The organism is Polymorphospora sp. NPDC051019 (assembly GCF_040683055.1).
GTDB lineage: Bacteria > Actinomycetota > Actinomycetes > Mycobacteriales > Micromonosporaceae > Polymorphospora > Polymorphospora lycopeni.
Genome location: NZ_JBFBCH010000004.1, coordinates 167217 through 188921, shown reverse-complemented (window position 1 = coordinate 188921; position 21705 = coordinate 167217). Strand labels below are relative to the sequence as shown.

Genomic DNA, 21705 nt, shown 5'->3' with positions numbered 1-21705 from the left:
CCGCCATGTCGGTCTCCCGCACCCTGCTCGGCCTGCTCGAGCCGAAAGCACAGCACGGCTACACACTGCGCCGCCGCTACGACGGCTGGTTCGGGTCGTCCCGCCCCCTGAAGTCGGCCCAGGTCTACGCCACCCTGCAACGACTCGACCGCGACGGCCTGATCGAACTGGCGGGAGTGACCGCCGGCGAAGGCCCCGACCGCCGGATGTACGCCATCACCGACGCCGGAGTGTCCGAGCTGGAGCGGTGGCTCGAGGAGCCCGAGGTGCCCGACGTGACGGCCACCCGCCGGGTGCTGTTCTCGAAGATGGTCATCGCACTGTCCAGCGGCCGCTCCGCGAACCAACTGCTGGACCGCCAGCGGCAGGCCCACCTCGCCCGGATGCGCGACATGCGGGCGCAGCGCCAGCGCGGCGACCTGATCACCCAACTCGACGCCGACTTCGAGATGTACCACCTCGACGCCGACCTCAAATGGATCGACGGCGCCCAGGCCCGCCTGGACCGGCTCGCCACCCTGCTCGGCGAGACCGGCGATCCGGCGGAGGGACAGCCGTGACCCTGACCGCCCGCGAGGTCGGCATCCGGTTCGGGGCGACCGACGCGCTACGGGGCGCGGACATCGAGATCGGCGAAGGGGAACTCGTCGCGGTGATGGGCCCGTCCGGCTCCGGCAAGTCCACCCTGCTGCACGTGCTCGCCGGCATCCTGCGCCCCGACCGGGGCGAGATCCGGCTCGGCGACCGGCGCATCGACAACCTCGCCGACGGCGCCCGCAGCGCCCTGCGCCTGACCTCGTTCGGGTTCGTCCTCCAGTTCGGCGACCTGGTTCCGGAACTGTCGCTGCGGGAGAACGTGGAGCTGCCGCTGCGGCTGCTCAAGGTACGCCGGTCGGAGACCCGGGCCCGGGCCGCCGCACTGCTGCGCGAACTGGAGGTCGAGGAGTTCGCCGACCGCCGCCCCGGCGAGGTTTCCGGCGGTCAGGCCCAGCGGGCCGCGGTCGCCCGCGCCCTGGTGCACCGCCCGGCCATCGTCTTCGCCGACGAGCCGACCGGGGCGCTGGACAGCGTCGCCGGTGAACTGGTGCTCGACGCGCTCACCGGGCTGGCCCGCCAGCAGGGCAGCGCGGTGGTGATGGTGACCCACGAGGCGCGGGTCGCCGCGTACGCCGACCGGACCGTCTTCCTACGCGACGGGCGGGTCGCCGCATGAGCCGCTGGCTGTGGCTGGGCCTGCGGCTGTCGGTCGGCTCGGGCCGCGCCGGCATGCTGCGTACGGTGCTGATGGCCAGTGGCGCGGCGATCGGGGTGTTCACCGTGCTGGCCGGTCTGGCCGGCGCCACGGTCGCCGTCAGCCAGCAGGAGCGGACCGGGGCGCGCACGCCGGTGCGGGTGGAGAACGGCCCCGGCCAGCTACGGATGATCGAGATCGAGGACGGGATCGGCACCCGGGTGCTGCGCCGTACGGCGCTCACCGGCGCGACCGCCGACAGTCCCCGCCCACCGGGCGTCGACGCCTATCCCGGTCCCGGCGAGGTGGTGCTCTCCCCCGCGCTGGCGGACCTGATCCGGGTCGACGAACGCGCCGCCGACCGCTTCCCGCAGCGGGTCGTGGGGGTCATCGGACCGGCCGGCCTGGTCGCGCCGGACGAGCTACGCGCCTACGTGGGCGTACCGGCGGGCGATCCGATGCTCGACGGTGACGAGCCGTTCTTCCGGGACAGTGTCGTGGTCGGCTTCGGCGCCCCACCGACCTTCGCCCACGGTTCGGCGTACGGCACCGGCGCCGACGTGTTCACGCCGGGACGGTGGTTGGCGGCCGCGTTCGCGCTGTTCGTGCTGGTGCCGTTCGGCGCGTTCCTGGCCACCTGTGCCCGCCTGTCGGCCACCACCCGCGACCGCCGCATCGCCGCGCTGCGGCTGCTCGGCGTCTCGGCCCGGCAGGCGACGCTGGTCAACGTCGTGGAGACCGGTGTGGTCGCCGCCGGTGGCGCCCTGCTCGGCGCGGCGGTGTTCGCGGTCCTGGCCCCGCTGTCGCAGGGCTGGCGGATCGGCCGCCTGCACTGGTATGTCGCCGACATCGCGTTGCCGGCGGGCTGGATCGCCGCGGTGCTCGCCGGAACCGTGCTCTTCGCGGTCCTGGTCGGGGTGCTCGCCGCCCGGCCGGCCAGGTCGAGGCCGCTTTCGGTACGCCGTGGCGGGTCGGCGCGGCGGCCGGCCTGGTGGCGGTCGCTGCCACTGGTGTGCGGGCTCGGCGCGGTCGTGTTCGCCGCCACGGACGCCGCCCCACTGACCCCGAGCGGCCGCGGCACGGTCTTCATAGTCGGGCTGCTGGTCACCGGCCTGGCGCTGCCACTCGTGCTCCCGTTGCTCGCGTACTGGCTGGCTGTCGCGGTCGGCCGTATCCCGAACGCGCCGGTCTGGCTCGGGTTGGCCGCCGCCCGGGTACGGCACACTCCCGGCGTGGCACCCCGGCTGGTCGCCTCGCTGGCGGTGACGCTCTTCGTCATCGGAATGGGGTCGCTCGGAGCGGCGCTGTTCACCGACCGGAACCTCGGCGACGAGCGGCTCAGCCCGCTCTACCAGGTCGTCAGCAACGATCCTGGCGTCGTGGACGCACTGCGTGCGGTGCCCGGCACGACGCTCATCGAGGACGGCTTCACCCCGGTGACGCTGGACGGCCGACACGACTCGGTGCTGATCACCGACTGCGCCGACGTCATCGCCATGCACACCCTCGGCGCGGGCCAGACGTGTGTGGACGGCGAGACGTATCAACTGCTCCGTCCCGGCAGCGTGCCCCTGCGGCCGGATGCCGAGGTGACGGCCGAGAACGGCGTCCGCATCCCGGTGCCGCGGCACGCCCTGGAACTGACCAGCCGCTACGGCGTCGAATACGGCAACGTACTGCTGGTCACTTCACAGGCACCGATCGCCGCCGACCTCCCGGTCCGGCCGGGCATTCCGTGGCTCTTCGCGCCCGACCGGGAATCCCTCGACCGGGCGGCCCGGATCGTCTCGGCGCGGGCACCGGCCGGATACCTCAACGGCGACCTCGGCATCCACACGGGCATCGACAGCGACCTGCTCTTCACGCTCCTGGTCGCCGGGTTGAGCATCAGCCTCTTGCTCGGCATGGGTTCGTTCGCGGCGGCCGCCGTCGACCGGGCCGTCGAGCGCCGCCGCGACAACGCGACCCTGGCCGTCGTCGGCGTCCGGCCGGCCGTCATCGCCGGTGGCGAGACCGGGTTCGGCGGACTGCCGCTGGTGGTCGGGGTCGGCGCCGCCGCTGCCGCCACGATCGTCGTCGGCGCCAGCCTCGCCGCCGTCCTCGACACCCCGACGGCCGCGGTCTTCGGCCGGATCGCCCCGATCCTGTTGCTGGGGGCCGGGGCGACCGTTGTCGGGTTGATCCTGATCGCCGTACCAGCGTGGTTCACCCAACGCATCACCGCCGAACAGTTGCGACGGCCGTGACCGGGTCGCCTTCCGACCGGGCTCGGCCGGACGGCGACCGTCGGTGAGCAGACCGGTCAGGATTCGAGAAGCGTGAGCAGCCGGGCCGCACCCTAACGTGACTGTCATCGGCATCGCCCCTGCGGCTGGCCGGGACGGCGAGGCACGTTCGCCGTCGATCACACGTTTACGAGCGGCTGAACGTCCTTCCCCGGCGGGTCGCCGGGCCATGGGATCGCTCGTCTTACCGAGGAGACCCCGATGAACTGGAACAGGTTGGTTCGGCAGAGCCACCGCTGGCTGTCGATCGCCTTCACGGTGACCGTCGTCATCGCCACCGTCGCCGCCCTGGCAGTGGAGGAGCCCGCCGTCTGGGTGTTCCTACTGCCGCCGCTCCCGCTCGCCCTGCTCCTGCTCACCGGCCTGTACCTGTTCGTGCTGCCGTACGTCGCCCGGCGGCGCGGCGCGCGACGCATCGCCCGCGAGAGCTGACCCTGACCAGGGTCAACGGGTCCAGGTCGGTGTTCCGTCGCCGGTCATCGCCGACAGCACCCGGCAGCCCATCGACGCCACCGCGGCCGACAGCGCGGCACGGACCCGGTCGGCGTCGCCGGGCGGGAACGCGATCCTGACCTGGTGGCCGTACATCGTCTCGTAGGTGACCCGCCACCGGGCCGCCGTCGCGACGAACCGGTCCTGGCGCAGCCCGTCGGCGGATTCGACGCCACCCCGGTCCGTGGTGGGGGCCAGGGCGGCGCGCAGGATGCGCAGCCGTTCGGCGTACGGGTGTTCGTCTCCGGCCAGCCGGACGTAGATCCGGGTGAGGTCGCGTACCGGTTCGAACCAGGGCGCCACCTGCGGCATCGGCGGGAAGAGCCCGCAGGTGAGGCGACCGTCGATCCACGCGGACAGAAACCCGGTCGCGGTGACGTCGTGGCGCTCGTACCGGGATCCGCGCGGGTCCCAGACGACCACCGGCCACCGGTGCGGCTCTCCCCCGGTCAGCCAGCACAGCCGGTCGCCGTTGACGGTGGCGGCCCACACCAGCAGGCCGCCCGGTTCCGGATGCAGCGGGTACGGGTAGTTCTCCGGGAACTCGTCGCGCAGTGGCCCTTCGAGTTCGAGGAGTCCGTCCGCCTCGTCGAGAAGGTTGCCGAGGCCGAACGGGGTGTGCGGGAAGAGGAAGTCGAGGAACTCGCCGCGGCCGTAGCGGCGTACGAGGTCTTTGAAGTCGGCCGGCAGGGACCGGCCGAGGGTGCGGTCGACGGCCGTCCAGTCGCCGTCGCCGTCCACCGGTGCCGGCGGTGGCGGCACCCGCCGGACCAGGTCGTCGATCGTCACGGCGGCCAGGCTATCCGCTGGCACCGATCGTGGCGGCGAGGCCGGCGGGCAGCGGGTACGGCCGCTCACGCGGCAGCAGTGCGGCGGCGCCGGTCTCGTCGCCGGCCCGCAGCCGGTCCCGGACGGCGTGCGCGGTGTCGGTGACGTCGGTGAGCCGGACGATCCAGTCGTCGACGTAGCGGTGGACCGCGTCGCCGCTGAGCCCGACCTGCAGCGACCGGTGCGGCAACGCGGCCAGGTGGGGCGAGCGCTCCGGGTCCCACTGCACCCGGACCGGACTGGCCCGCAGCCGCGCCGACCAGTCCTCGCGGCCTTGGTAATGATCGCGGCTGTAGTGGCTCAGGCAGGAGTTGGCCAGTGCCCACTCGAAGGCGGCGCGGGTGATCTCGACGGCGAGGACGTGTTCCTGGTCGGGCTTGGTGGCGTAGCCGCAGCGGTACATCATCCAGGGGAACGAAGGCTTGATCCAGGTCATGCGGTCGCGTTCGAACGGGTCCACGAACCGTCCGGCGGCCAGCGCCGGGCGGGCGATCCGGGCCGGGTACGCCTGGTAGACGGTGATCGTGTCGTCGGTGTGGACGGCGCGGATCTGACGTACGGGAACTGACACGTCGTTGATCGTCGGCGGTGTCGCGGCGGGTCGCCAGCGGTTATCGGTCGGACCAGTCGTAGACGACGATGGTGGTGCCGGGTTCGAGGGTGGCGCCGGCGGCGGCGTACATGCGCAGTGCCGGCTCGTTGTCGTGTTCGGTGCCGGTCCACATTCCGTAACAGCCGGCGGCGCGGGCGATGTCTGCGAGGGCTCGGACGAGGCCGCGGCCGATGCCCCGGTCGCGGGCGTGTTCGGCGACGCCGAGTTCGTAGATGAACATCTCGACGCCCTTGTCGGGGTGGATCATCTCGACGCCGGTGACGAAGCCGACCGGCCCGTCCGGGGTGTCGGCGAAGACGAGGTGGTGGCCGGGGGTGGTGAGGAACCGCTCGGTCCACTCCCGTCGGGGCGGGTCGTCGAAGAGGTCGGCGGCGGTGAGGACGAGGTCGACGTCACCCGGTCCGAGGACCCGGTAGTCGACGGTCAGCGGTTCCATCCGCCGATGGTATGACTTGCCGCGGTCAGCGGTCAGCGTGCGGCGAGCGCCGAGGGCGTCCGGCAGCCGACGATGGCCGGGGCCTCATGGATGAGTTCGTCGTCGACGATGGCGTTGACCATGAACAGGGCGAAGTCGGTACGCCGCGTGATGTTGCTGCGCAGGGCCGGGTCGCCGACGTGTCGCCGCCACACCGGCAGTCCCTGGCTGTCGCCTTCTTCGAGGTCGCTGCCGCGTACGACGGTCCAGCGGGTGTCGCTGGCGAAGATCCGCCGGCAGGCCTCGACCTGGTCGTTGATGTCGATGGCCCGGGCCAGCCGGCCGACCACCGCGAAGAACTTGACGGCGGCGCGGACGCTGAGCGGGTAGACGTCCTTGCCGTCGCGGGTGATGTGCCAGCCGCAGGAGAAGACCAGGCGGGCGTCGTCCCGGGCGTGGTCCATCACCGCCTGGGCGGTGCCGCTCGAGTAGTTCTTGACGCCCCAGGGGACCAGCACGGTCAGTACGGCGTCGCAGCCGGCGACCGCCTTCGCGATCACCTGCCGGTCGTTGGTGGGTCCGGGTACGACGGTGATGCGGTCGCCGAAATCGGCCAGCTTCCCGACGCTCCGCTCGCGGCAGACGGCCACGACCTGGTAGCCGCGGTCCAGCAGGTGCCGAATCATGTACTGCCCGAGTTTGCCCGATCCGCCGACGACGCAGACCCGCTTGCCCCGCCCGAGGCTCTCCTGCGTGCTCATCTTTCCTCCTCGAGAGGCGGATGCCGGCGCAGCGCCCGCAACCGCAGTCAACCTTACGTACGTAAGGTTGACTGCAGGTTATCCTTACGCCCGTAAGGTCGTCAATCAGGAACTGGAGTGCCCGGTGGTTCCGAGCCCCAAGCGGCAACGCCCGCGACTGACCAGGGAGCGCGTGTTCGAGGCCGCCGTGAGCGTGGCCGACGCGCGCGGGGTCGCCGCCGTGACCATGCGAAACGTGGCCGAGCAGCTCGGAATCGAGGCGATGTCGCTCTACCACCACGTGGCGAACAAGGACAAGATCCTCGATGGGATCGTCGACCTGGTCTTCGCGCAGATCGAGCTGCCCGACGACGGGTCCGACTGGAAGAACGCCATGTACCGGCGGGCCGCCTCCGCCCGGGCGGTGCTCTCGCGCCACCCCTGGGCGCTCGGCCTGATGGAGTCCCGCCGCAACCCGGGTCCGGCGACCCTGCGGCACCACGACTGGATGATCGGGCGCCTGCGGACCGCGGGGTTCTCGATCCGGTTGGTCGCGCACGCGATCTCGGCCATCGACGCGTACGTCTACGGGTTCGTGCTCCAGGAGTCGACGCTGCCGTTCAGCACGACCGAGGAGCTCGAGGACGTGTCGGCCGGGATCGTCGAACAGCTGCCGGCAGCCGGGTATCCGCATCTCGCCGAGATGTTCGAACACGCCCTGCGGCCCGGATACTCCTATGCCGAGGAGTTCGCGTTCGGTCTCGAACTGGTCCTCGACGGCCTCGAACGGGCCTTCACCGAAGCGGGTGGATCACCCCGCCAGGGCTGAGGCCCTACTCGGCCAGGACGGAGAGGATGTTGCCGGCCGGGTCGGTGAACCAGGCGATGTGCGGGCCGCCGCCACGGAAGATGTCGTCTTCGTCGGTCTTCAGGCCGGGCATGTCGTAGCTCTCGAACGGGACGCCGCGGGCCTTGAGGTCGGCGACGGTCTGCCCGACGTCGGCGACCGGGAAGTTGAGGATGGTGAAGGGCGCCGGCCGGTGGTCGCGTTTGGGGTAGACGAAGACCCGCGCGCCGGTGGCGAGGTGCAGTTCGAGCATGCCGTCGGCCTCGGTGACGCGCAGGCCGAGGGTCTCCCCGTAGAAGCGTTTCGCGGCGGGTACGTCGTCGACGGAGAACCCGGAGAACGCCTTCGATTCGCCCAGCATGCCCCGACGATAGCGGCCGTCGGACCCGCGCGCAGGGCGTACGGCGGCACGCCGCCCGGCGGGCGTAGGGAAACACCCGATTCGTCGGCGCGGGTCGCGGCCTAGCGTCGGTGGCGTGCCCGGTTCCCTGTTCGCGGTCGAGCGCTACGAGCGTCGGGGCGACCAGCGAACGCCGTCCCTGCCGTCGCTGCCGGCCGATTCCGGCGTACGGCTGGTGGTGGCCGTCCACCTGCCGGCCGACGAGGTGGTGATCGCGTTGGTCGAGGCGGACGACGTCGCCGCCGCCGAGGCGGCGGCGGTGGGGGCCGGGTGGCAGGTGGACCGGGTCACGTCGGCCATCTGGATCGTGCCGCGGGACTGTGCCTGACGAACCACTTTGGAGCCACGATGCGCAAGACCCTCTCCCTGCTCGGCCTGACCGCGCTCGTGCTCGCCGGCACGCTCGGCTGCGGAAGTTCGGCGCCACAGGTGCCGGTCGCCGAACCGTCGGTGACGTCGCCGCTGGACGAGCCGACCGTCGAGGAGACCTCCGGGGAGCCGCCGGCGGCGGAACTGCCGGACCCGTGCGCGCTGCTGCCGAAGCCCGAGGCGGAGACGCTCGCCGACGCCAAGCTCGAGGACCCGGTGCCGATCCGGGAGACGTGCACGTACACCGGGGCGCCGACCGGGCCGACGGCGCAGGTGGAGGTCTTCGTCGGCGACGGGGCGAAGAAGATGCTGGACATCGACCGCGAACTCGGCCACGAGTTCACCGCGCTGTCGGGCATCGGCGACGAGGCGCACCTGGAGAACGGCGTGGTGTTCTTCAGCAAGGGCGGGGTGTGGGTCGCGATCCGGCTGGTCCGGCTGACCGACGACGCCGAGAACAACAAGCGGCTGGAGCAGGCGGCCCGGTCGGCCGCCGGCCGGCTGTGAGCGCGTCGCGGGCCCGGCGCGGCCGTACGGTACTCGCCGCCGCCGTCACCGTGCTGCTCGCCGTGTCGGGCTGTTCCGGCGGCGGTTCCGGGGGCGCACCCGGTGGCGAGGACGACCTGCGGTACGGGGGTGCGCCGGCCCGCGACGCCGACGTGACGTTCCAGCCGGACGTGGTCGTCGTCGGTGACGGTGGCCGGTCGGTGCGGTCGGTCACCGACGACGGGCTGACCTGGCGGATCGACGCGAAGGCGCGCAACGCGGCCGACCTGGATCCCGGTGAGGTCATGTTCGTCACCGGGCGGGGCGTCGGCCGGGTGCTCGACATCGCCCCGGAGGGCGACGACCTGCTGGTGACGGTCGGTCCGGTGGACATCACCGAGGTGATCCGCGACGGCACGTTCGAGCAGCGGGACGTCACCCTGTCCGACCCGGTGGTCTATTCGGCCGGTGAGCCGTTCTGGTCCGAGGAGGAGCCGGCCGCGCCGAGCACGTTCGGCCGCAGCGTCGCCGTACGGCCGTTGCGGGCCCCGGTGCTGGCGCAACGGCCGGTCGCGCCGCCGCCGAAACGCGGTGGCGGGGCGGACACGAAGTCACACGGGTATTCGGTGTTCTCGTCGTGCTGTACCGACGGCGTCGGCGCCCACTTCAAATACGACGACGGCGGGGTGCGGCTGGTCGGCACGGTGACGCTCACCTCGCGGCGGCCGGACGCGACGTTCCACCTCAGCATCGGTGCCGGGCGGGTCAGCCGGGCCGAGTTGGAGGTCAGCGGCGGGTTCGGGATCAAGGTGGAGTTCGAGGCGGGCATCCAGGACGGGCAGAACCACCGCAAGGAGTTCCCGATCGCCGCCGACTTCTCGTTCCCGATCGGGCAGGTGGCCGGCGTTCCGCTGTCGTTCACGGTCAGCCAGACGCTCGGGGTCCGGACCGCGTTCGGCGCGAAGTCGGGCACGATCAAGGGTTCGGGTGAGTTCTCGCTGGCCGGGTCGCTCGGTTTCGGCTACCGCGACGGGTCGTTCGGGCCACGCGTGTCGCACAACTTCCAGCGGAAGTCGAGCCTGATCAACTCGCTGACCGGGATTCCGGTCGGCGTCATGGGCCTGGTGATCGAACACGGTATCCGGTTCACGATCGGCATCAACGCCTACCTGTTCAAGGCCGGGATCTACTTCGAACTGCAGGTCAAGTACGGGCAGACGCTGGGTTCGGCGCTCGGGGCCCCGTACGCGCAGTGCCGTGGGGTCGGGATCGGTGTGCACGCGGTCTTCGGCGTGGGGTATTCGATCCTGGAACCGGTCGTCAAAGTGATCAACAAGTTCCTGAGCCTGCTGGAGCCCGTCACGTCGCTGAAGATCCCGCCCATCAAGGCCGAATCCGGGATCAGGTCGAGCAAGGAGGTCTACACCGCCAGCGAGACCATCCCCGACAGTCCGGTCTGCGGCAAACCGCCGGTCTGACCCATCGCCCGCCCGGGCGCGGCCGTGCCATCATCGCGCCATGGCGACCGCGGTGTTCGGCCGGGACGCGACCCTCGACGAGGCGTGGCGGCGGCTGGCGGCCGGCACACCCGTCCTGGTCGAGGGTCCGGCCGGGATCGGCAAGACCGCGGTCTGGCGGGCGCTGGCCGGGCGGGCCCGGGCCGAAGGCTGGCTGGTGCTGGCGTGCGCGCCGACCGAGACGGAGCGGGCACTGCCGTACGCCGCGCTCGCCGACCTGCTGCGCCCGTGCGCGCACCTGGTGGCCGGGCTGCCGCCGCCGCAGCGGGTCGCGGCCGAGGTGATCCTGCTGGCGGCGGCCACCGGGGAGGCCATCGACGAACGCGCGGTCGGTGCCGCGACCCGGTCGCTGCTGGCCGGCGCGCTGGCCGGGCCGGCGAAGGTGCTGGTCGCGGTCGACGACGCGCCGTGGCTGGATCCGCCGAGTGCCCGGGCGCTGCGGTTCGCGTTGCGCCGGCTGGTGCCCCGGCCGGCGCTGCTGGCGTGCAGCCGCACCGACGGCGGCGGGCCGGCGGCCACCCCGCTCGGCCTCGACACCGGCCCGGCCGGCGACGACCTGGAACGGGTCACGCTGGCGCCGCTGGGCGTCGGCGCACTGCACCACACGCTGCGGCAGCGGCTGGGCCGTACGCTCAGCCGGCCGCTGCTGGCCCGGATCGCCGGCGACGCGGGCGGCAACCCGCTGCTGGCGATCGAGTTGGCGCGGGCGGTGCTGCGGCTGCCGGAGCCGCCGCGACCGGGCGACGACCTGCCGGTCGTGGCGTCCATCCAGCAGTTGCTGGCCGACCTGCTGCGGTCACTTCCGGCCGACAGCCGCGACGCGGTACGGCTGGCCTCGCTGCTCGCCGTACCGACGCTCGACGACCTCGTCGCGGCCGGGACGTCGGCGGCGGCGTTCGACCCGGCCGAGGAGGCGGGTCTGCTGACCGTCGACGCGACCGGGCTGGTCTTCGCCCACCCGGCGTACGCGGCGGCGGTGCGGGCCGGCATCCCGGCCGGAATCCGGCGCCGGCTGCACCGGCGGCTGGCCGCCGCCGTCACCGACCCCGACGAGCGGGCCAGGCAGTTGGCCCGGTGCACTGACGCCACCGACGCGGCGGTCGCGGCCGAGCTGGCGGCCGCCGCGGGGCGGCAGCGGGCACGGGGTGCGCCGGACCTCGCGGCCGGGCTGTACGAGCAGGCCGCCCGGCTCACCCCGCCGGAGGCGCCGGTGGACCGTGACGGGCGGCGGCTCGCGGCCGCGCACTGCCTTTTCGACAGCGGGGACTACGCCACGGCGGACACGGCGGCGGCGACGGTCGCGGCGGCCGGGACGGGTGAGCTGCGGGCGGAGGCGCTGCTGTTGCGGGCCGTGGTCGCCTGGTCGTCCGACGACCTGGCCGGGGCGGTGACGTACGCGGGGCGAGGGCTTTCGGCCGTGCCGGCGGACAGCCGGACCGCCGGGCAACTGCACGCCCACCTGAGCCTGTTCAACGACGCCCCGCAGGGCGGGCGGCGGCACGCCCGGGCGGCGCTGTCGATCCTGTCCGCCGGCGGTGACCGTGAGCTGGTCTGTGCCGCCCTGCTGCAACTGTTCTTCCACGAGGTACGGGCCGGACTGCCGCCCCGGCCCGAGTTGGTGGACCGGGCGCTGGAGCTGGAGGACGGTCACCCGTCGCGGCTCAGCGGGACGATTCCGGCGATCTGGTGGAAGGCGGTCGACGACCACACGCGGGCGCGGGCGCGGCTGCACGACATGCGCCGGTACGCGTCGGCGCGCGGCGACGAGCCGCTGCTGCACGAGGTGCTCTGCCACCTGGGTGAGACGGAGCTGTTCGCCGGCCGGTTCGCGGCCGCCGCCGAGCACATCGCGGCCGCCCGTGACCTCGGTGACCAGGTCGGGTCCGGGCTGGTCGGTGAGACGTGGCTCGCCGCGACGCTGGCCGCCTGCCGGGGTGAGCTGGACGGGGCCCGGCTGGTGGCCGAGGCCGGGCTGCGGCACGCGGACCGGCTCGACGACCCGTGGGCGCGGCGGATCCACACGCAGCTGCGGGCGTTCGTCGCCCTGTCGACCGGACGCATGGCCGACGCCGCCGCCGCGTACGGCGACCTGGCGCGGATGCTGGCCGGCGAGGGAATCGCCGAGCCGATCGCGTTGCGGTTCGAGCCGGACTGGATCGAGGCGTGTGTCGGTGCCGGTGCTCTCGACGAGGCACGGGTGGCACTGGACCGGCTGGCCGGGCGGCACTCCCGGCTGCCCCGGCCGTGGACGTCGTTGGGGCTGGCCCGCAGCCGGGTGCTGCTGGCCGGTGCCACCGGTGGCGACGTCGCCGCCGCGCTGGCCGACCTCCAGGCGGCACGGGACGGGGTGCCGGCCGACGTCCTGCCGCTGGACCGGGCCCGGTGCCTGCTGGTCGCCGGCCTGGCACACCGGCGGGCACGACGTAAGCGGGAGGCCCGGGAGGCGCTGGAGTCGGCCGTGACCGAGTTCGTCGCGATGGGTGCCGGGGCGTTCGCCGAGCGGGCCCGGGCCGAGCTGGCCCGGGTCGGTGAGCGGGTGGCGGCGCCGACCGAGTTGACGGCGACCGAGTTGCGGGTGGCCCGGTTGGCGGCGTCGGGGCGGACCAACCGCGTCATCGCCGACACGTTGTTCATCAGTCCGAAGACGGTGGAGGCGAATCTGGCCCGGGCGTACCGCAAGCTCGGTATCTCCAGCCGGGCGCAGCTCGGGGCGGCGATGGCCCGACTGCCGGAGGGTTAGCCGACGTCCCGGATCCCTTGACCGGGGGATGCCGAGAACCGTTTCCGCTGGCCATACGTCCTTACCTGGTGTGACCGAGATCGGCGACGGGGAGCTGCTGCGCCGTGTCGGCCGGGGCGACCGCCGGGCGTTCGAGGCGTTCTACGCGCGGCACGCGCCGTGGCTGTCGCTGCGCCTGCGGCGGCGCTGCCGCGACCCCGAACTCGCCCGTGAACTGCTCCAGGAGACGTTCCTGGCGGTCTGGCGGGCGGGTGGCAGCTATCGCGGGGACGGCGAGGTCGTCGGCTGGGTGTGGTCGATCGCCGTCCGGCGGCTGATCGACGCCGGCCGCCGCGAGCAGGTCCGCCCGCAGACCGTCGAGCTGCCTGACGAGACCCTGCTGACCTGGTCACCGTCCGCCGAGGAGGAAGCCATGACCGACACGTACGACGCCCGGCTGGAGGTCGCGTTACGCGGCCTGGCACCGGAGCTGCGGGCGGTGCTGCAGGCGACCGTCCTCGACGGCCTGACGGTCCGGGAGGCCGCCGTCGTGCTCGGCCTGCCGGAGGGCACGGTGAAGACGCGGGCGCTGCGGGCCCGGCGGGCGCTGCGGGCGGCGCTGTCGTGAGCGGCTTCCACCTCGACGACGCGGTGCTGCGGGCGTACGCGCGGGAGCGGCTGGCCGACACCGACGCCTGGTCGGTCGAGGCGCACCTCGACCGGTGCGCGACGTGCCGGTCCCGGCTCCCGTTCGACGTCCCGGCGGCCGCCGACCTGCTGGCGGTGCTGCCCGATCAGGGCCGGGTCCGCCCCGGCACCAGGTGGCGCCGGAGCATGATGCTGCTGAACGCGGCACCGGCGGCCCGGGTCGCCTGGTTCGTCTCGGTCGCCGCCACCCTCGGGCTGGCGGTCGGGGCGGCGTTCGACCCGCTGCTGATCCGGCCGTGGCTGCTGCTGCTCATCGCACCGGTGCTGCCGGTGCTCGGTGTCGCCGCCTCCTACGGGCCGCACACCGATCCGCTGCACGAGATGGTGGCGGCCAGCCCGTACGGCGGGTTGCGGATCGTCCTGTGGCGCACCCTGTCGGTGCTCGCCGTCACCGTTCCCGTCGCGGTCGTTGCGGGCGCCGCGTCGGGCATCGGTGTACCGGCGATGTGGCTGCTGCCGTGTCTCGCGTTGACCGGGCTGGCGCTCGGGCTGGGGTCGCTGATCGCCCCGGTCCGGGCGGCGACGCTGGTGGCGGGCGGCTGGGCGTTGTTGGTGCTCGCCGCCTCCGGGCCGGCGTGGCTGGTCGTCCCGGCCGCCGGCCCGCCCTGGCTGGCCGTGCTGGCGGCGGCCACCGGGCTCTTTCTCGTACGGACGACACGCAGAGAGGCGTTTCGATGACGGTCACCGTCGAAGGGGTACGGATCGGCTACCGCAACCGGGTGGTGCTCGACGGCCTCGACCTGCACCTCGGCACCGGCGTACACGGGCTGCTCGGCCCGAACGGTGCCGGGAAGACCACGCTGATGCGGGTGCTGGCCACCGTGGCCCGCCCCGACGCCGGCCGGATCCGCCTCCTCGGCCGGGACGTCGCCGACCCGGCCGTGCTGCGTCAGGTCCGCCGCCAGATCGGCTACCTGCCGCAGACGTTCGGCTACTACCCCCGCTTCACCGTCCGCGAGTTCGTCGAGTACTTCGCCTGGCTCAAGGAGATGCCGCCGGCCGGGGTACCGCTCGCGGTCGACCGGGCACTGGAGCGGGTCGGGCTGCTCGACCGGGCCGACGACCGGATGAAACACCTCTCCGGCGGCATGCTGCGCCGCGCCGGGATCGCCCAGGGCATCGTCAACGACCCGCGGCTGCTGCTGCTCGACGAACCCACCGCCGGCCTCGACCCGGAACAGCGGGTCGACTTCCGGGCGCTGCTGCGCGAGATCGGTGTCGACGCCTGCGTACTGGTCAGCACCCACCTGGTCGAGGACGTCGCGTCGGCGTGCACGACGGTCAGCCTCGTCGACGGCGGCCGGCTCGTCTTCACCGGCACACCCGACGAACTCGCCGCGCTCGGCACCGACCCCGGCAGCGGCGACTCGCCCATCGAGCGCGGCTACAGCGCCGCGCTGCGCGACGCCCGGGGGGTACGCCGGTGAGGCGGCAGCTGCGGCTCGAACTGCTGCGCGGTACGGCGCCGGCGGCGGCGCTGGTGATGTTCGGCGCGAGCGTCTGGATGCTCGCCGTGCACCAGGACGACTGGGCCGGGCGCTGGGCCGGGCTGGCGTCGTGGGTCCGGCAGTCGATGCTGATCCTCGCCGCCCTGATGGTGGCGGCCGGTGCCTGGCAGGCCGGCCGGGAGCGGCGGCGGCAGATCGGCGACCTGCTTGCCTCGACCGCGCGCCCGGCCTGGCAGCCGATGCTGGTCGCCTGGCTGGCGGTGTCGCTCGCCGGCACCGCCGGCCTGCTCGTCGCGCTGGCCGGTGCGGCGGTGCTGGTCGGCCGGCTGGCCACCTATGCCGGCGGGGACTGGTGGTGGACGCTCGCCGTCGGTGTGCTGGCGCTGTGGACGGCGAGCGCGCTCGGGGTCGTCGTCGGCCGGCTCGTGCCGCTGCGGGTGGCCGCCCCGATCGCCGGCCTGGCCACCTATCTCGGGCTCGCCGTCGCCACCTACGCGCCGCTCGGCACGGTCACCTGGCTGTCGCCGGTCCATGCCGGTTGGGGCGCGGAGCGGCTGGTGCCCGCCGGGACGCATCTGCGGCAGGCGGCCTGGTTCGTGGCCCTGACCGCGCTGCTGCTGGCGGTCGCCGCGCGGCGGATCCGGGTGGCGCTGGTCTGCGGGGCGCTGGCCGCCGCGTCCGTCGTACCGATCGTCACCGGGCCGCTCCCCCGGCGTCTGCCGGCCGATCCGGCGGCGGTCGAGCCGGTGTGCACTGTAGAGGGTCCGCAGGTGTGCGTGGCCCGGATGAACGCCTACCTGCTCGATGACGTGGCGGTGGTGTTGCAGCCGGTGCTGCATCGGATCGACGGCATCCCGGGCGTGCCGGCGCGGGCCGCCGACGAGGCGACGGCACCACCCGGATACTCGATGATCGACGACGACGGCACGATCTGGTTCAGCCTGCTCGGCCAGTCGAAGGCGCTCGGCGGACTCGAACGCCTGGACTGGCTGCGGGCCAGCACCGACAGCTTCCTCGCCCGCTGGGGGTGCTACGACGGCCGCCGCGACGAGGGCGCGTACGACGCGACCGTGCTGGCCCGCGCGTGGCTGCACCAGGAGCCCCCGTACGGCGACATCCCCGTCGACCGGCTGCTGGCCCGGCCGTTGCCGCAGCAGCGGGCCTGGTTCGCCGACTACCTCGCCGCCAGCCGGGCCTGCGATTCCACCCGGTTGAGCGAACTGGCGCGGGTGCCGTGACCGGCCGGCTGCTCCTGCTGCACCTGCGGGCCCGCGGCGGCCCGGCGTTCGCCGCCGGCCTGGTCGTCGTCACGGCACTGGCCTGGGCCGGCGGCAGCTGGCTGATCAGCCGGCCGTACTTCGACGGGCCGGCCGCCCGGATACCGGTGGTCGCCCTCACCCCGCTGCTCGGCGCGCTGCTGCTCGCCCCGACCCTCGCCGGTGCCGGCGACGAACTCGAACGCGGCACCCCGGCACCGTGGCGGCACTGGCGGGCCGGCCACGTGCTGGCGGCCGTCGCCGCGATCGGCACCCCGCTGGCGCTGACCGGGCTGCACGCGCCCGAGGTGTTCGGCGCGTACGCGCTGCTGCGCAACACCCTCGGCTGTGTCGGGCTGGTCGCCGGGGCCGCCGTGCTGCTCGGGGCCAGGCTGGCCTGGCTGCCGGCATTCGGATACGTCTGCGCGGTCTACGGGGCGGTGCCGCGCCAGGTCGGCGGGGCGGCCGGAATCTGGGCCTGGCCGGTGCAGCCGTCCGGCGTCGAGGCGTCCTGGGCGGTCGCCGTCGCCCTGTTCGTCGCCGGCGCCGCGAGCTACCTGTGGTACGGGGCCCGGCCCCGGTTCGGCGGCGACTGACCTCTCGGTCAGGGTGCTTCGACGCCGAAAAGGTCGCGCAGTGCCACCCGGCCGGGGTCGGTGACCCGCAGCGCCCGGCCGGTGCCGATCCGTACCGCCCAGCCCTGGTCGAGCACGTGCCGGCACAGGGCCGCGCCGGCCACCCCGCCCAGGTGCGGCCGACGCTCGGTGTGGTCGAGGCAGGCCCGGACCAGCGGGCGTCGGCCGGCCGGCAGTTCGCCGACCAGGTCGGTCAGCTGGCGCAGCCCGGCGTCGGTCAGTGCGAACCCGGTCCGCTGCTGCAACCAGCCGGCGTCGAGCAGCGCGTCGGTGACCGCCACCCCGAGCCGGCCGGCGAGGTGGTCGTAGCAGGTGCGGGCCTTCGCACTGGCCCGCTCGCGGGCCGCCGCCTTGAGGGTGCGGGGCGGCAAGGCCGGGGCGGCGTACGCGGCCAGGTCCTCGATCAACTGGGCGGCCGCCGGGTCGGCGAGCCATACGTAGCGGTGCCGGCCCTGCCGCTCCTGCAACAGTAGCCCGCCGTCGACGAGCAGGGTCAGGTGCGCGCTCGCCGTGGACGGGGCCACGCCGGCGTGGCGGGCGAGTTCGCCGGCGGTCCAGGCCCGGCCGTCGAGCAGCGCCAGGCAGAAGGTCGCCCGGGTCGCGTCGGCGAGCAGGCCGGCCAGCGCGGCCAGCGGCGGGTCCGTGGTCATCACCCCATCCTGCGGGTACGACGTTTCGGCCGGCACCGAACCGTCCCGGTTCTAGCCTCGGCGCGTGGGTCCTCGGCCGGCCGGTGCGGCCGGCGTGCCGGAAGGGGTGCGCGGATGAACTTCCACGAACTGCATCGGCCCGGTGCGCCGCTGCTGCTGCCGAACGCCTGGGACGTCGCGTCGGCGAAGCTGTTCGCGGCGGCCGGTCATCCGGCGGTCGGCACGACCAGCCTCGGCGTGGCGGCCGCAGCCGGGCGGCCGGACGGGGTCGGCGCGACCCGGGCGGAGACACTCGCGCTCGCCCGGTTGCTGGCGGCACTGCCCTGCCCGGTCACGGTCGACATCGAGACCGGGTTCAGCGACGACCTGACGGAGGTCGCCGGGGTCGCGGCGACGCTGGCCGGCTACGGGATCGCCGGAATCAACGTCGAGGATGCCGGCGGCCCGCCGAACGTGCAGGTCGCGAAGATCGCCGCGATCAAGGAGGTGGCGCCGGGGCTGTTCGTCAACGCCCGCACCGACACGTACTGGCTGGGACGGGGCTCGTACGACGAGACGGTGCGGCGGCTCGACGCGTACGTGGCGGCGGGTGCCGACGGGGTGTTCGTGCCCGGTCTGCGGACGCCGGACACGATCCGGGCCCTGGTCGGTGCGGTCGACGCCCCGCTCAACGTGCTGATCGCGTCGGACGGGCCGACGGTCACCGAACTGGCCGGGCTCGGCGTCGCCCGGATCAGTTGCGGGTCGCTGCTCTACCGGGCGGCGCTGACGGCGGCGGTCGGTGTGCTCGGCGCCGTCGCCTCGGCCGGGCCGCTCCCCGCCGACCTGCTCGGCTACGCCGAGGTGGCGCGCCTGTAGCCGCCCTTCCCCACAGGAGGATACTTGCACGATCGTTCTAGTTGTACGATCGTGCAAGTAGTTTGCCTGTGGCGGGAGGACGGATGTACACGACCGGGAAACCATGCGCCGGAGCGCGGGAATGGGCCGGCCTGGGCCTGCTGGCCCTGCCGACCGTCCTGCTCGGGCTGGACGTCACCGTGCTGTACCTCGTACTGCCGAGCCTGGCCGCCGACCTGCACCCCTCCGCCACCCAGACGCTGTGGATCATGGATGCCTACGGCTTCTTCATCGCCGGGTTCCTGATCACGATGGGCACCCTCGGCGACCGGATCGGCCGGCGACGCCTGCTGATGATCGGCGTCGCGGCGTTCGGCGCGGTCTCGGTGTTCGCGGCATTCGCCCCCGGCCCCACCCTGCTCGTCATCGCCCGTGCACTGCTGGGAATCGCCGGAGCCACCCTCATGCCGTCCACGCTGTCGCTGATCAGCAACATGTTCGCCGACGTACGCCAGCGGGCGGTAGCGATCGGCGTCTGGGCGACGATGTTCGCGCTCGGCATGGCCGCCGGCCCCGTCGTCGGCGGAGCCCTCGTCGCCCACTTCTGGTGGGGAGCGGCCTTCCTCCTCGCCGTACCGATCGCCGTCGTCGTGCTGGCCGGCGCCCCGATTCTCCTACCGGAATACACCGCCCCGCACCGGGGGCGGCTCGACCTGCCCAGCGTGGAACAATGTCCCAGCTTCGGCCGCGTCGATGGCGTCGCCGAGGCGGGTCTCGACCTCCTGCCACAACCGCTCGGCAGAGCTGGAGGCAACTGGTACGAAGTCAGCGACGGCGCCGCAGCCACCAACCCCACGGCGCGTCGAGCGGCCGTACCTCAGCGCCACCGCTCGAACCTCTAGGCCACCGTTGTGGTTCGCGGCGCCGAAGCGGCGCAGTACCACCCGCGAGACCACATGCTGGTGTCTAACCCGGACCGGTGGTTCGGTCCGCAGGCCAGCCATGTGGCGCAGAAATCCCTCGGGGCCGAGCCCAAGAGGAAATGGCTGCTGCGACAACATGAGCATGAGTATCCGGCAGCGGCCAGATGCTCGACCAGTCAGTTTCGACCGCCACACCCGTGCTACGGCCGGGAATCCGGTTGCGGCGTCACGGAGGATGGAGTTGTGGAAGGCCACGGCCGGTTCGGCCCAGACTTCGTGACAGCACACCGGGCGATACACGGCGCGCGCACCCCGGAGCAGCGGCAGCTGACTTACGACATCGCGGTCGACCCCGGCTTCGAGCACTGGCGGCGCTGGTACGGCGCGCAACTGGCGTTGCTGCCCAGCCCGCAGGCCGACGCGCTCGCCCGGCGCCTCTGGCTGGACGAGCACTTCTGGCCCGTCACCTTCGAGCTGGCGGCCGGCGCCGCGATCCGATCAGCCGGCTACACCGCCGTGTATGAACACGACCACGGCGGCCTGACCCCCGACTGGACCGCGCACACCCCCAGCGGAGAGCTGGCCTTCCTCGTCGAGGTCCATACCGACCAGCCTGCCAAGGAAACCTTCGGGCGCATCCGCGCGTGGAAAGCGCTCGAAAGGCGCATAGCGGAGATCCCCGTTGGCGTCGTGCTCGTACTCCAGAGCACCCGGCATCTCGCGCCGAAGCCACCCGACGCAGGAACCGCCAAGAAGATTGCCCGCGAAGTCCGCGCCCGACTGCTGGACGGACCCGGCACCGCGAAGATCCACGCACACGGCTACACCCTTGTCGTGCTCGCTGACAGGTTCGGACGACCCCTACAGTCAGCGAACGGGATCCGCGCGCAGTTCGCCGCACCAAGCGGTGTCGCTGGACCAGTCGACGCCAGTCGGCTAGCCAAAGCCGTCGACGAGAAGGTCAGCAAGTACGCAGACGTCGCCAACCATCACAACGTGCCCCTGGTCATCGCCGTCGGATCGCACCGCTTCACAAGCGTCGACCTGGCAGATCTCGACGACCTACTCGCCGGTGCCTCCACGATCGGCTTCCATTTCAACGTCGGAGACACATACATCGGTACCAAGACGGTCAACCCGGCACGGCCTACCCAGTGGACGATGCCGACCAACCTCGCCGGCCTGCTATGGCTACACAACCAGCCGCCGTTCAACGCCACCGCACGTCCGAACCCTGACGGTCACCACCAGATGCCACAGCACCTTGCCCAGATGACGACCGCCGCACAATAGGTGCTTACGACCCCGGTCACGAAGAGCGAGACGGCGCGGAAGCGAAGCAAATCGGCCAGCCAGGGATGGCGTGATCATGTGGGGACGGCCGCCCGCCCACCGATGGTCCAGGCGGGCCACCGACACTGACCTGGGTCGACGACATCTCCCTGCCAGTCACGCCCGCGTAGGCGATCGCTGCTGGCACCGGTGGGCTACTCGATGCCGTAGTCGTCGTAGTCGTACGGATCTCGCGGTTCGTTGCGATCCGCCGCTTCGCACGCCCGATCATCCCAGCCGCTGGTCGCGGTCGGCAACGTCGGGTCGCGGTCGGCCGCCGCGCAGATGCGATCGGCGGCCTCGCAGTCCATTGGTGTGTGTCGGGCCATGACGGTTCCTACTCGTCGGCTCGGTGTCCCGTTGACGTCACGGGACCACGCGCCCAGGCCGCCCACGCGACTGGGATGATCCCTGGGCTACGTCGGCGCCTCGCCCGCGTCGTCCGGGCTGCCCAATGAACGCCGCGTGTGAGGTGTCCGACGGGATCTGCCGGAGGTACTCGCCCCCACGGTTCCGGCTGAGGAATGCCGGTCCCTTCACTGCTGTCCAGGGTACGCCGACCGCAGGGCAAGGCAACCAACATCACGACGGGACGGCCTGGTCGTATTACCGCCGGTCTACCCTGGTCCAGGTGAGCGGCGCCCATGATCCCAAGATGGCTGAGCGAGGCGTGCGCGAGCTGGCCAGGGTGAGCGATGGCGAGTTGGATGCGCACGTATCGGGCACGAACGCCGTCGGCCACCGCAGGCACCCGGGCCGCGTACGCTGTCCGCCGACCGGCGGGTCGTCGCCTGCTCCGATCAGGAAGGTTGGGATCTGGCCCAGCCGGCGCCCTCTTTTTCTTCTGCTGCTGACCGTGGTAGTTCGCCATCGCAGACGGGACGATTTACCCGTGCTCGCCCTGGCCGTCGGCGCGCTCGCCCCTTGCTGCCTCTCCCAGGGCACCAACCTGCGCCAGCATCCGTTGGCTGATG

23 protein-coding genes and 1 pseudogene are annotated in these 21705 nt (G+C 72.9%); 17 read left to right on the top strand and 7 right to left on the bottom strand.

Going from position 1 to position 21705, the window contains the following annotated elements; genetic code table 11:
• Window positions 1–5: 5 nt before the first annotated feature.
• The 4 genes from AB0M79_RS10045 to AB0M79_RS10030 all read left to right on the top strand — a co-directional run bounded on the left by AB0M79_RS10045 (window position 6) and on the right by AB0M79_RS10030 (window position 3948).
• A complete protein-coding gene (locus AB0M79_RS10045; protein WP_357536701.1) occupies window positions 6–560 on the top strand; it encodes a PadR family transcriptional regulator in 555 nt (184 codons plus the stop codon).
• Complete coding sequence (locus AB0M79_RS10040) at window positions 557–1213, top strand: ABC transporter ATP-binding protein (RefSeq protein ID WP_364210430.1); 657 nt, start codon at window positions 557–559, stop codon at window positions 1211–1213. The genes AB0M79_RS10045 and AB0M79_RS10040 overlap by 4 nt, the downstream gene beginning before the upstream one ends.
• The gene (locus AB0M79_RS10035) at window positions 1210–3477 is read left to right on the top strand and encodes an FtsX-like permease family protein (RefSeq protein ID WP_364210427.1); all 2268 of its coding nucleotides are present in this window, start codon (window positions 1210–1212) and stop codon (window positions 3475–3477) included. The genes AB0M79_RS10040 and AB0M79_RS10035 overlap by 4 nt, the downstream gene beginning before the upstream one ends.
• A gap of 240 nt (window positions 3478–3717) precedes the next feature.
• Window positions 3718–3948, top strand: a complete 231-nt coding sequence (locus AB0M79_RS10030) for a hypothetical protein (RefSeq protein ID WP_364210424.1) — start codon at window positions 3718–3720, stop codon at window positions 3946–3948.
• Window positions 3949–3960: 12 nt separating this feature from the next.
• Here the strand turns inward: AB0M79_RS10030 and AB0M79_RS10025 are convergent, their stop codons facing one another.
• Genes AB0M79_RS10025 through AB0M79_RS10010 form a run of 4 tightly spaced genes read right to left on the bottom strand, consistent with a single transcriptional unit; the run spans window position 3961 to window position 6625 of the window.
• Entirely contained in the window at window positions 3961–4797 is an 837-nt protein-coding gene (locus AB0M79_RS10025) for an SMI1/KNR4 family protein (protein WP_364210421.1), read from the bottom strand.
• Window positions 4798–4807: 10 nt separating this feature from the next.
• Window positions 4808–5407, bottom strand: a complete 600-nt coding sequence (locus AB0M79_RS10020; protein WP_364210418.1) for a DUF4291 domain-containing protein — start codon at window positions 5405–5407, stop codon at window positions 4808–4810.
• 40 nt (window positions 5408–5447) lie between these two features.
• Window positions 5448–5885, bottom strand: a complete 438-nt coding sequence (locus tag AB0M79_RS10015; RefSeq protein WP_364210415.1) for a GNAT family N-acetyltransferase — start codon at window positions 5883–5885, stop codon at window positions 5448–5450.
• Window positions 5886–5917: 32 nt separating this feature from the next.
• Window positions 5918–6625 carry an NAD(P)H-binding protein gene (locus AB0M79_RS10010; protein ID WP_364210412.1) on the bottom strand — a complete coding sequence of 236 codons (708 nt, stop codon included), beginning with the start codon at window positions 6623–6625 and terminating at the stop codon, window positions 5918–5920.
• A 172-nt stretch (window positions 6626–6797) separates the two neighbouring features.
• On the opposite strand from AB0M79_RS10010, the gene AB0M79_RS10005 reads away from it, so the two are divergent.
• The gene (locus tag AB0M79_RS10005) at window positions 6798–7433 is read left to right on the top strand and encodes a TetR/AcrR family transcriptional regulator (protein ID WP_364210409.1); all 636 of its coding nucleotides are present in this window, start codon (window positions 6798–6800) and stop codon (window positions 7431–7433) included.
• 4 nt (window positions 7434–7437) lie between these two features.
• Here the strand turns inward: AB0M79_RS10005 and AB0M79_RS10000 are convergent, their stop codons facing one another.
• Entirely contained in the window at window positions 7438–7812 is a 375-nt protein-coding gene (locus AB0M79_RS10000) for a VOC family protein (protein WP_364210406.1), read from the bottom strand.
• Between the two features lie 115 nt (window positions 7813–7927).
• On the opposite strand from AB0M79_RS10000, the gene AB0M79_RS09995 reads away from it, so the two are divergent.
• The 9 genes from AB0M79_RS09995 to AB0M79_RS09955 all read left to right on the top strand — a co-directional run bounded on the left by AB0M79_RS09995 (window position 7928) and on the right by AB0M79_RS09955 (window position 16950).
• The gene (locus tag AB0M79_RS09995) at window positions 7928–8179 is read left to right on the top strand and encodes a hypothetical protein (protein WP_364210403.1); all 252 of its coding nucleotides are present in this window, start codon (window positions 7928–7930) and stop codon (window positions 8177–8179) included.
• Between the two features lie 20 nt (window positions 8180–8199).
• Window positions 8200–8727, top strand: coding sequence for a hypothetical protein (locus AB0M79_RS09990; RefSeq protein ID WP_364210400.1), 528 nt, complete (start codon window positions 8200–8202; stop codon window positions 8725–8727).
• Window positions 8724–10184 carry a hypothetical protein gene (locus tag AB0M79_RS09985; RefSeq protein ID WP_364210397.1) on the top strand — a complete coding sequence of 487 codons (1461 nt, stop codon included), beginning with the start codon at window positions 8724–8726 and terminating at the stop codon, window positions 10182–10184. Before AB0M79_RS09990 ends, AB0M79_RS09985 begins: the two co-directional genes overlap by 4 nt.
• 40 nt (window positions 10185–10224) lie before the next feature.
• Window positions 10225–12963, top strand: a complete 2739-nt coding sequence (locus tag AB0M79_RS09980) for an AAA family ATPase (protein ID WP_364210394.1) — start codon at window positions 10225–10227, stop codon at window positions 12961–12963.
• A 70-nt stretch (window positions 12964–13033) separates the two neighbouring features.
• Window positions 13034–13570, top strand: coding sequence for an RNA polymerase sigma factor (locus AB0M79_RS09975; RefSeq protein WP_364210391.1), 537 nt, complete (start codon window positions 13034–13036; stop codon window positions 13568–13570).
• Entirely contained in the window at window positions 13567–14328 is a 762-nt protein-coding gene (locus AB0M79_RS09970) for an anti-sigma factor (protein WP_364210388.1), read from the top strand. Before AB0M79_RS09975 ends, AB0M79_RS09970 begins: the two co-directional genes overlap by 4 nt.
• Window positions 14325–15077, top strand: a complete 753-nt coding sequence (locus AB0M79_RS09965) for an ABC transporter ATP-binding protein (RefSeq protein WP_364210385.1) — start codon at window positions 14325–14327, stop codon at window positions 15075–15077. Before AB0M79_RS09970 ends, AB0M79_RS09965 begins: the two co-directional genes overlap by 4 nt.
• Window positions 15074–16336 carry a hypothetical protein gene (locus AB0M79_RS09960; RefSeq protein WP_364210382.1) on the top strand — a complete coding sequence of 421 codons (1263 nt, stop codon included), beginning with the start codon at window positions 15074–15076 and terminating at the stop codon, window positions 16334–16336. Before AB0M79_RS09965 ends, AB0M79_RS09960 begins: the two co-directional genes overlap by 4 nt.
• Window positions 16333–16950: a hypothetical protein gene (locus tag AB0M79_RS09955; protein WP_364210379.1), complete on the top strand. Its 618-nt coding sequence runs from the start codon at window positions 16333–16335 to the stop codon at window positions 16948–16950. The genes AB0M79_RS09960 and AB0M79_RS09955 overlap by 4 nt, the downstream gene beginning before the upstream one ends.
• A gap of 8 nt (window positions 16951–16958) precedes the next feature.
• Here AB0M79_RS09955 and AB0M79_RS09950 read toward each other — a convergent pair whose 3' ends face one another.
• Complete coding sequence (locus AB0M79_RS09950; RefSeq protein WP_364210376.1) at window positions 16959–17639, bottom strand: helix-turn-helix domain-containing protein; 681 nt, start codon at window positions 17637–17639, stop codon at window positions 16959–16961.
• Window positions 17640–17753: 114 nt separating this feature from the next.
• Here AB0M79_RS09950 and AB0M79_RS09945 point away from each other — a divergent pair, with 114 nt between their 5' ends.
• The 3 genes and pseudogenes from AB0M79_RS09945 (at window position 17754) to AB0M79_RS09935 (ending at window position 20692) form a co-directional block, all read left to right on the top strand.
• Window positions 17754–18497: an isocitrate lyase/phosphoenolpyruvate mutase family protein gene (locus tag AB0M79_RS09945; protein ID WP_364210373.1), complete on the top strand. Its 744-nt coding sequence runs from the start codon at window positions 17754–17756 to the stop codon at window positions 18495–18497.
• A gap of 83 nt (window positions 18498–18580) precedes the next feature.
• Window positions 18581–19198 (top strand): annotated as a pseudogene (locus AB0M79_RS09940) (MFS transporter); the annotation flags it as partial.
• A 234-nt stretch (window positions 19199–19432) separates the two neighbouring features.
• On the top strand, window positions 19433–20692 hold the full coding sequence (locus AB0M79_RS09935) for a hypothetical protein (protein WP_364210370.1): 1260 nt from the start codon (window positions 19433–19435) through the stop codon (window positions 20690–20692).
• Between the two features lie 194 nt (window positions 20693–20886).
• Here the strand turns inward: AB0M79_RS09935 and AB0M79_RS09930 are convergent, their stop codons facing one another.
• Complete coding sequence (locus tag AB0M79_RS09930) at window positions 20887–21042, bottom strand: hypothetical protein (RefSeq protein ID WP_364210367.1); 156 nt, start codon at window positions 21040–21042, stop codon at window positions 20887–20889.
• Window positions 21043–21705 lie beyond the last annotated feature (663 nt).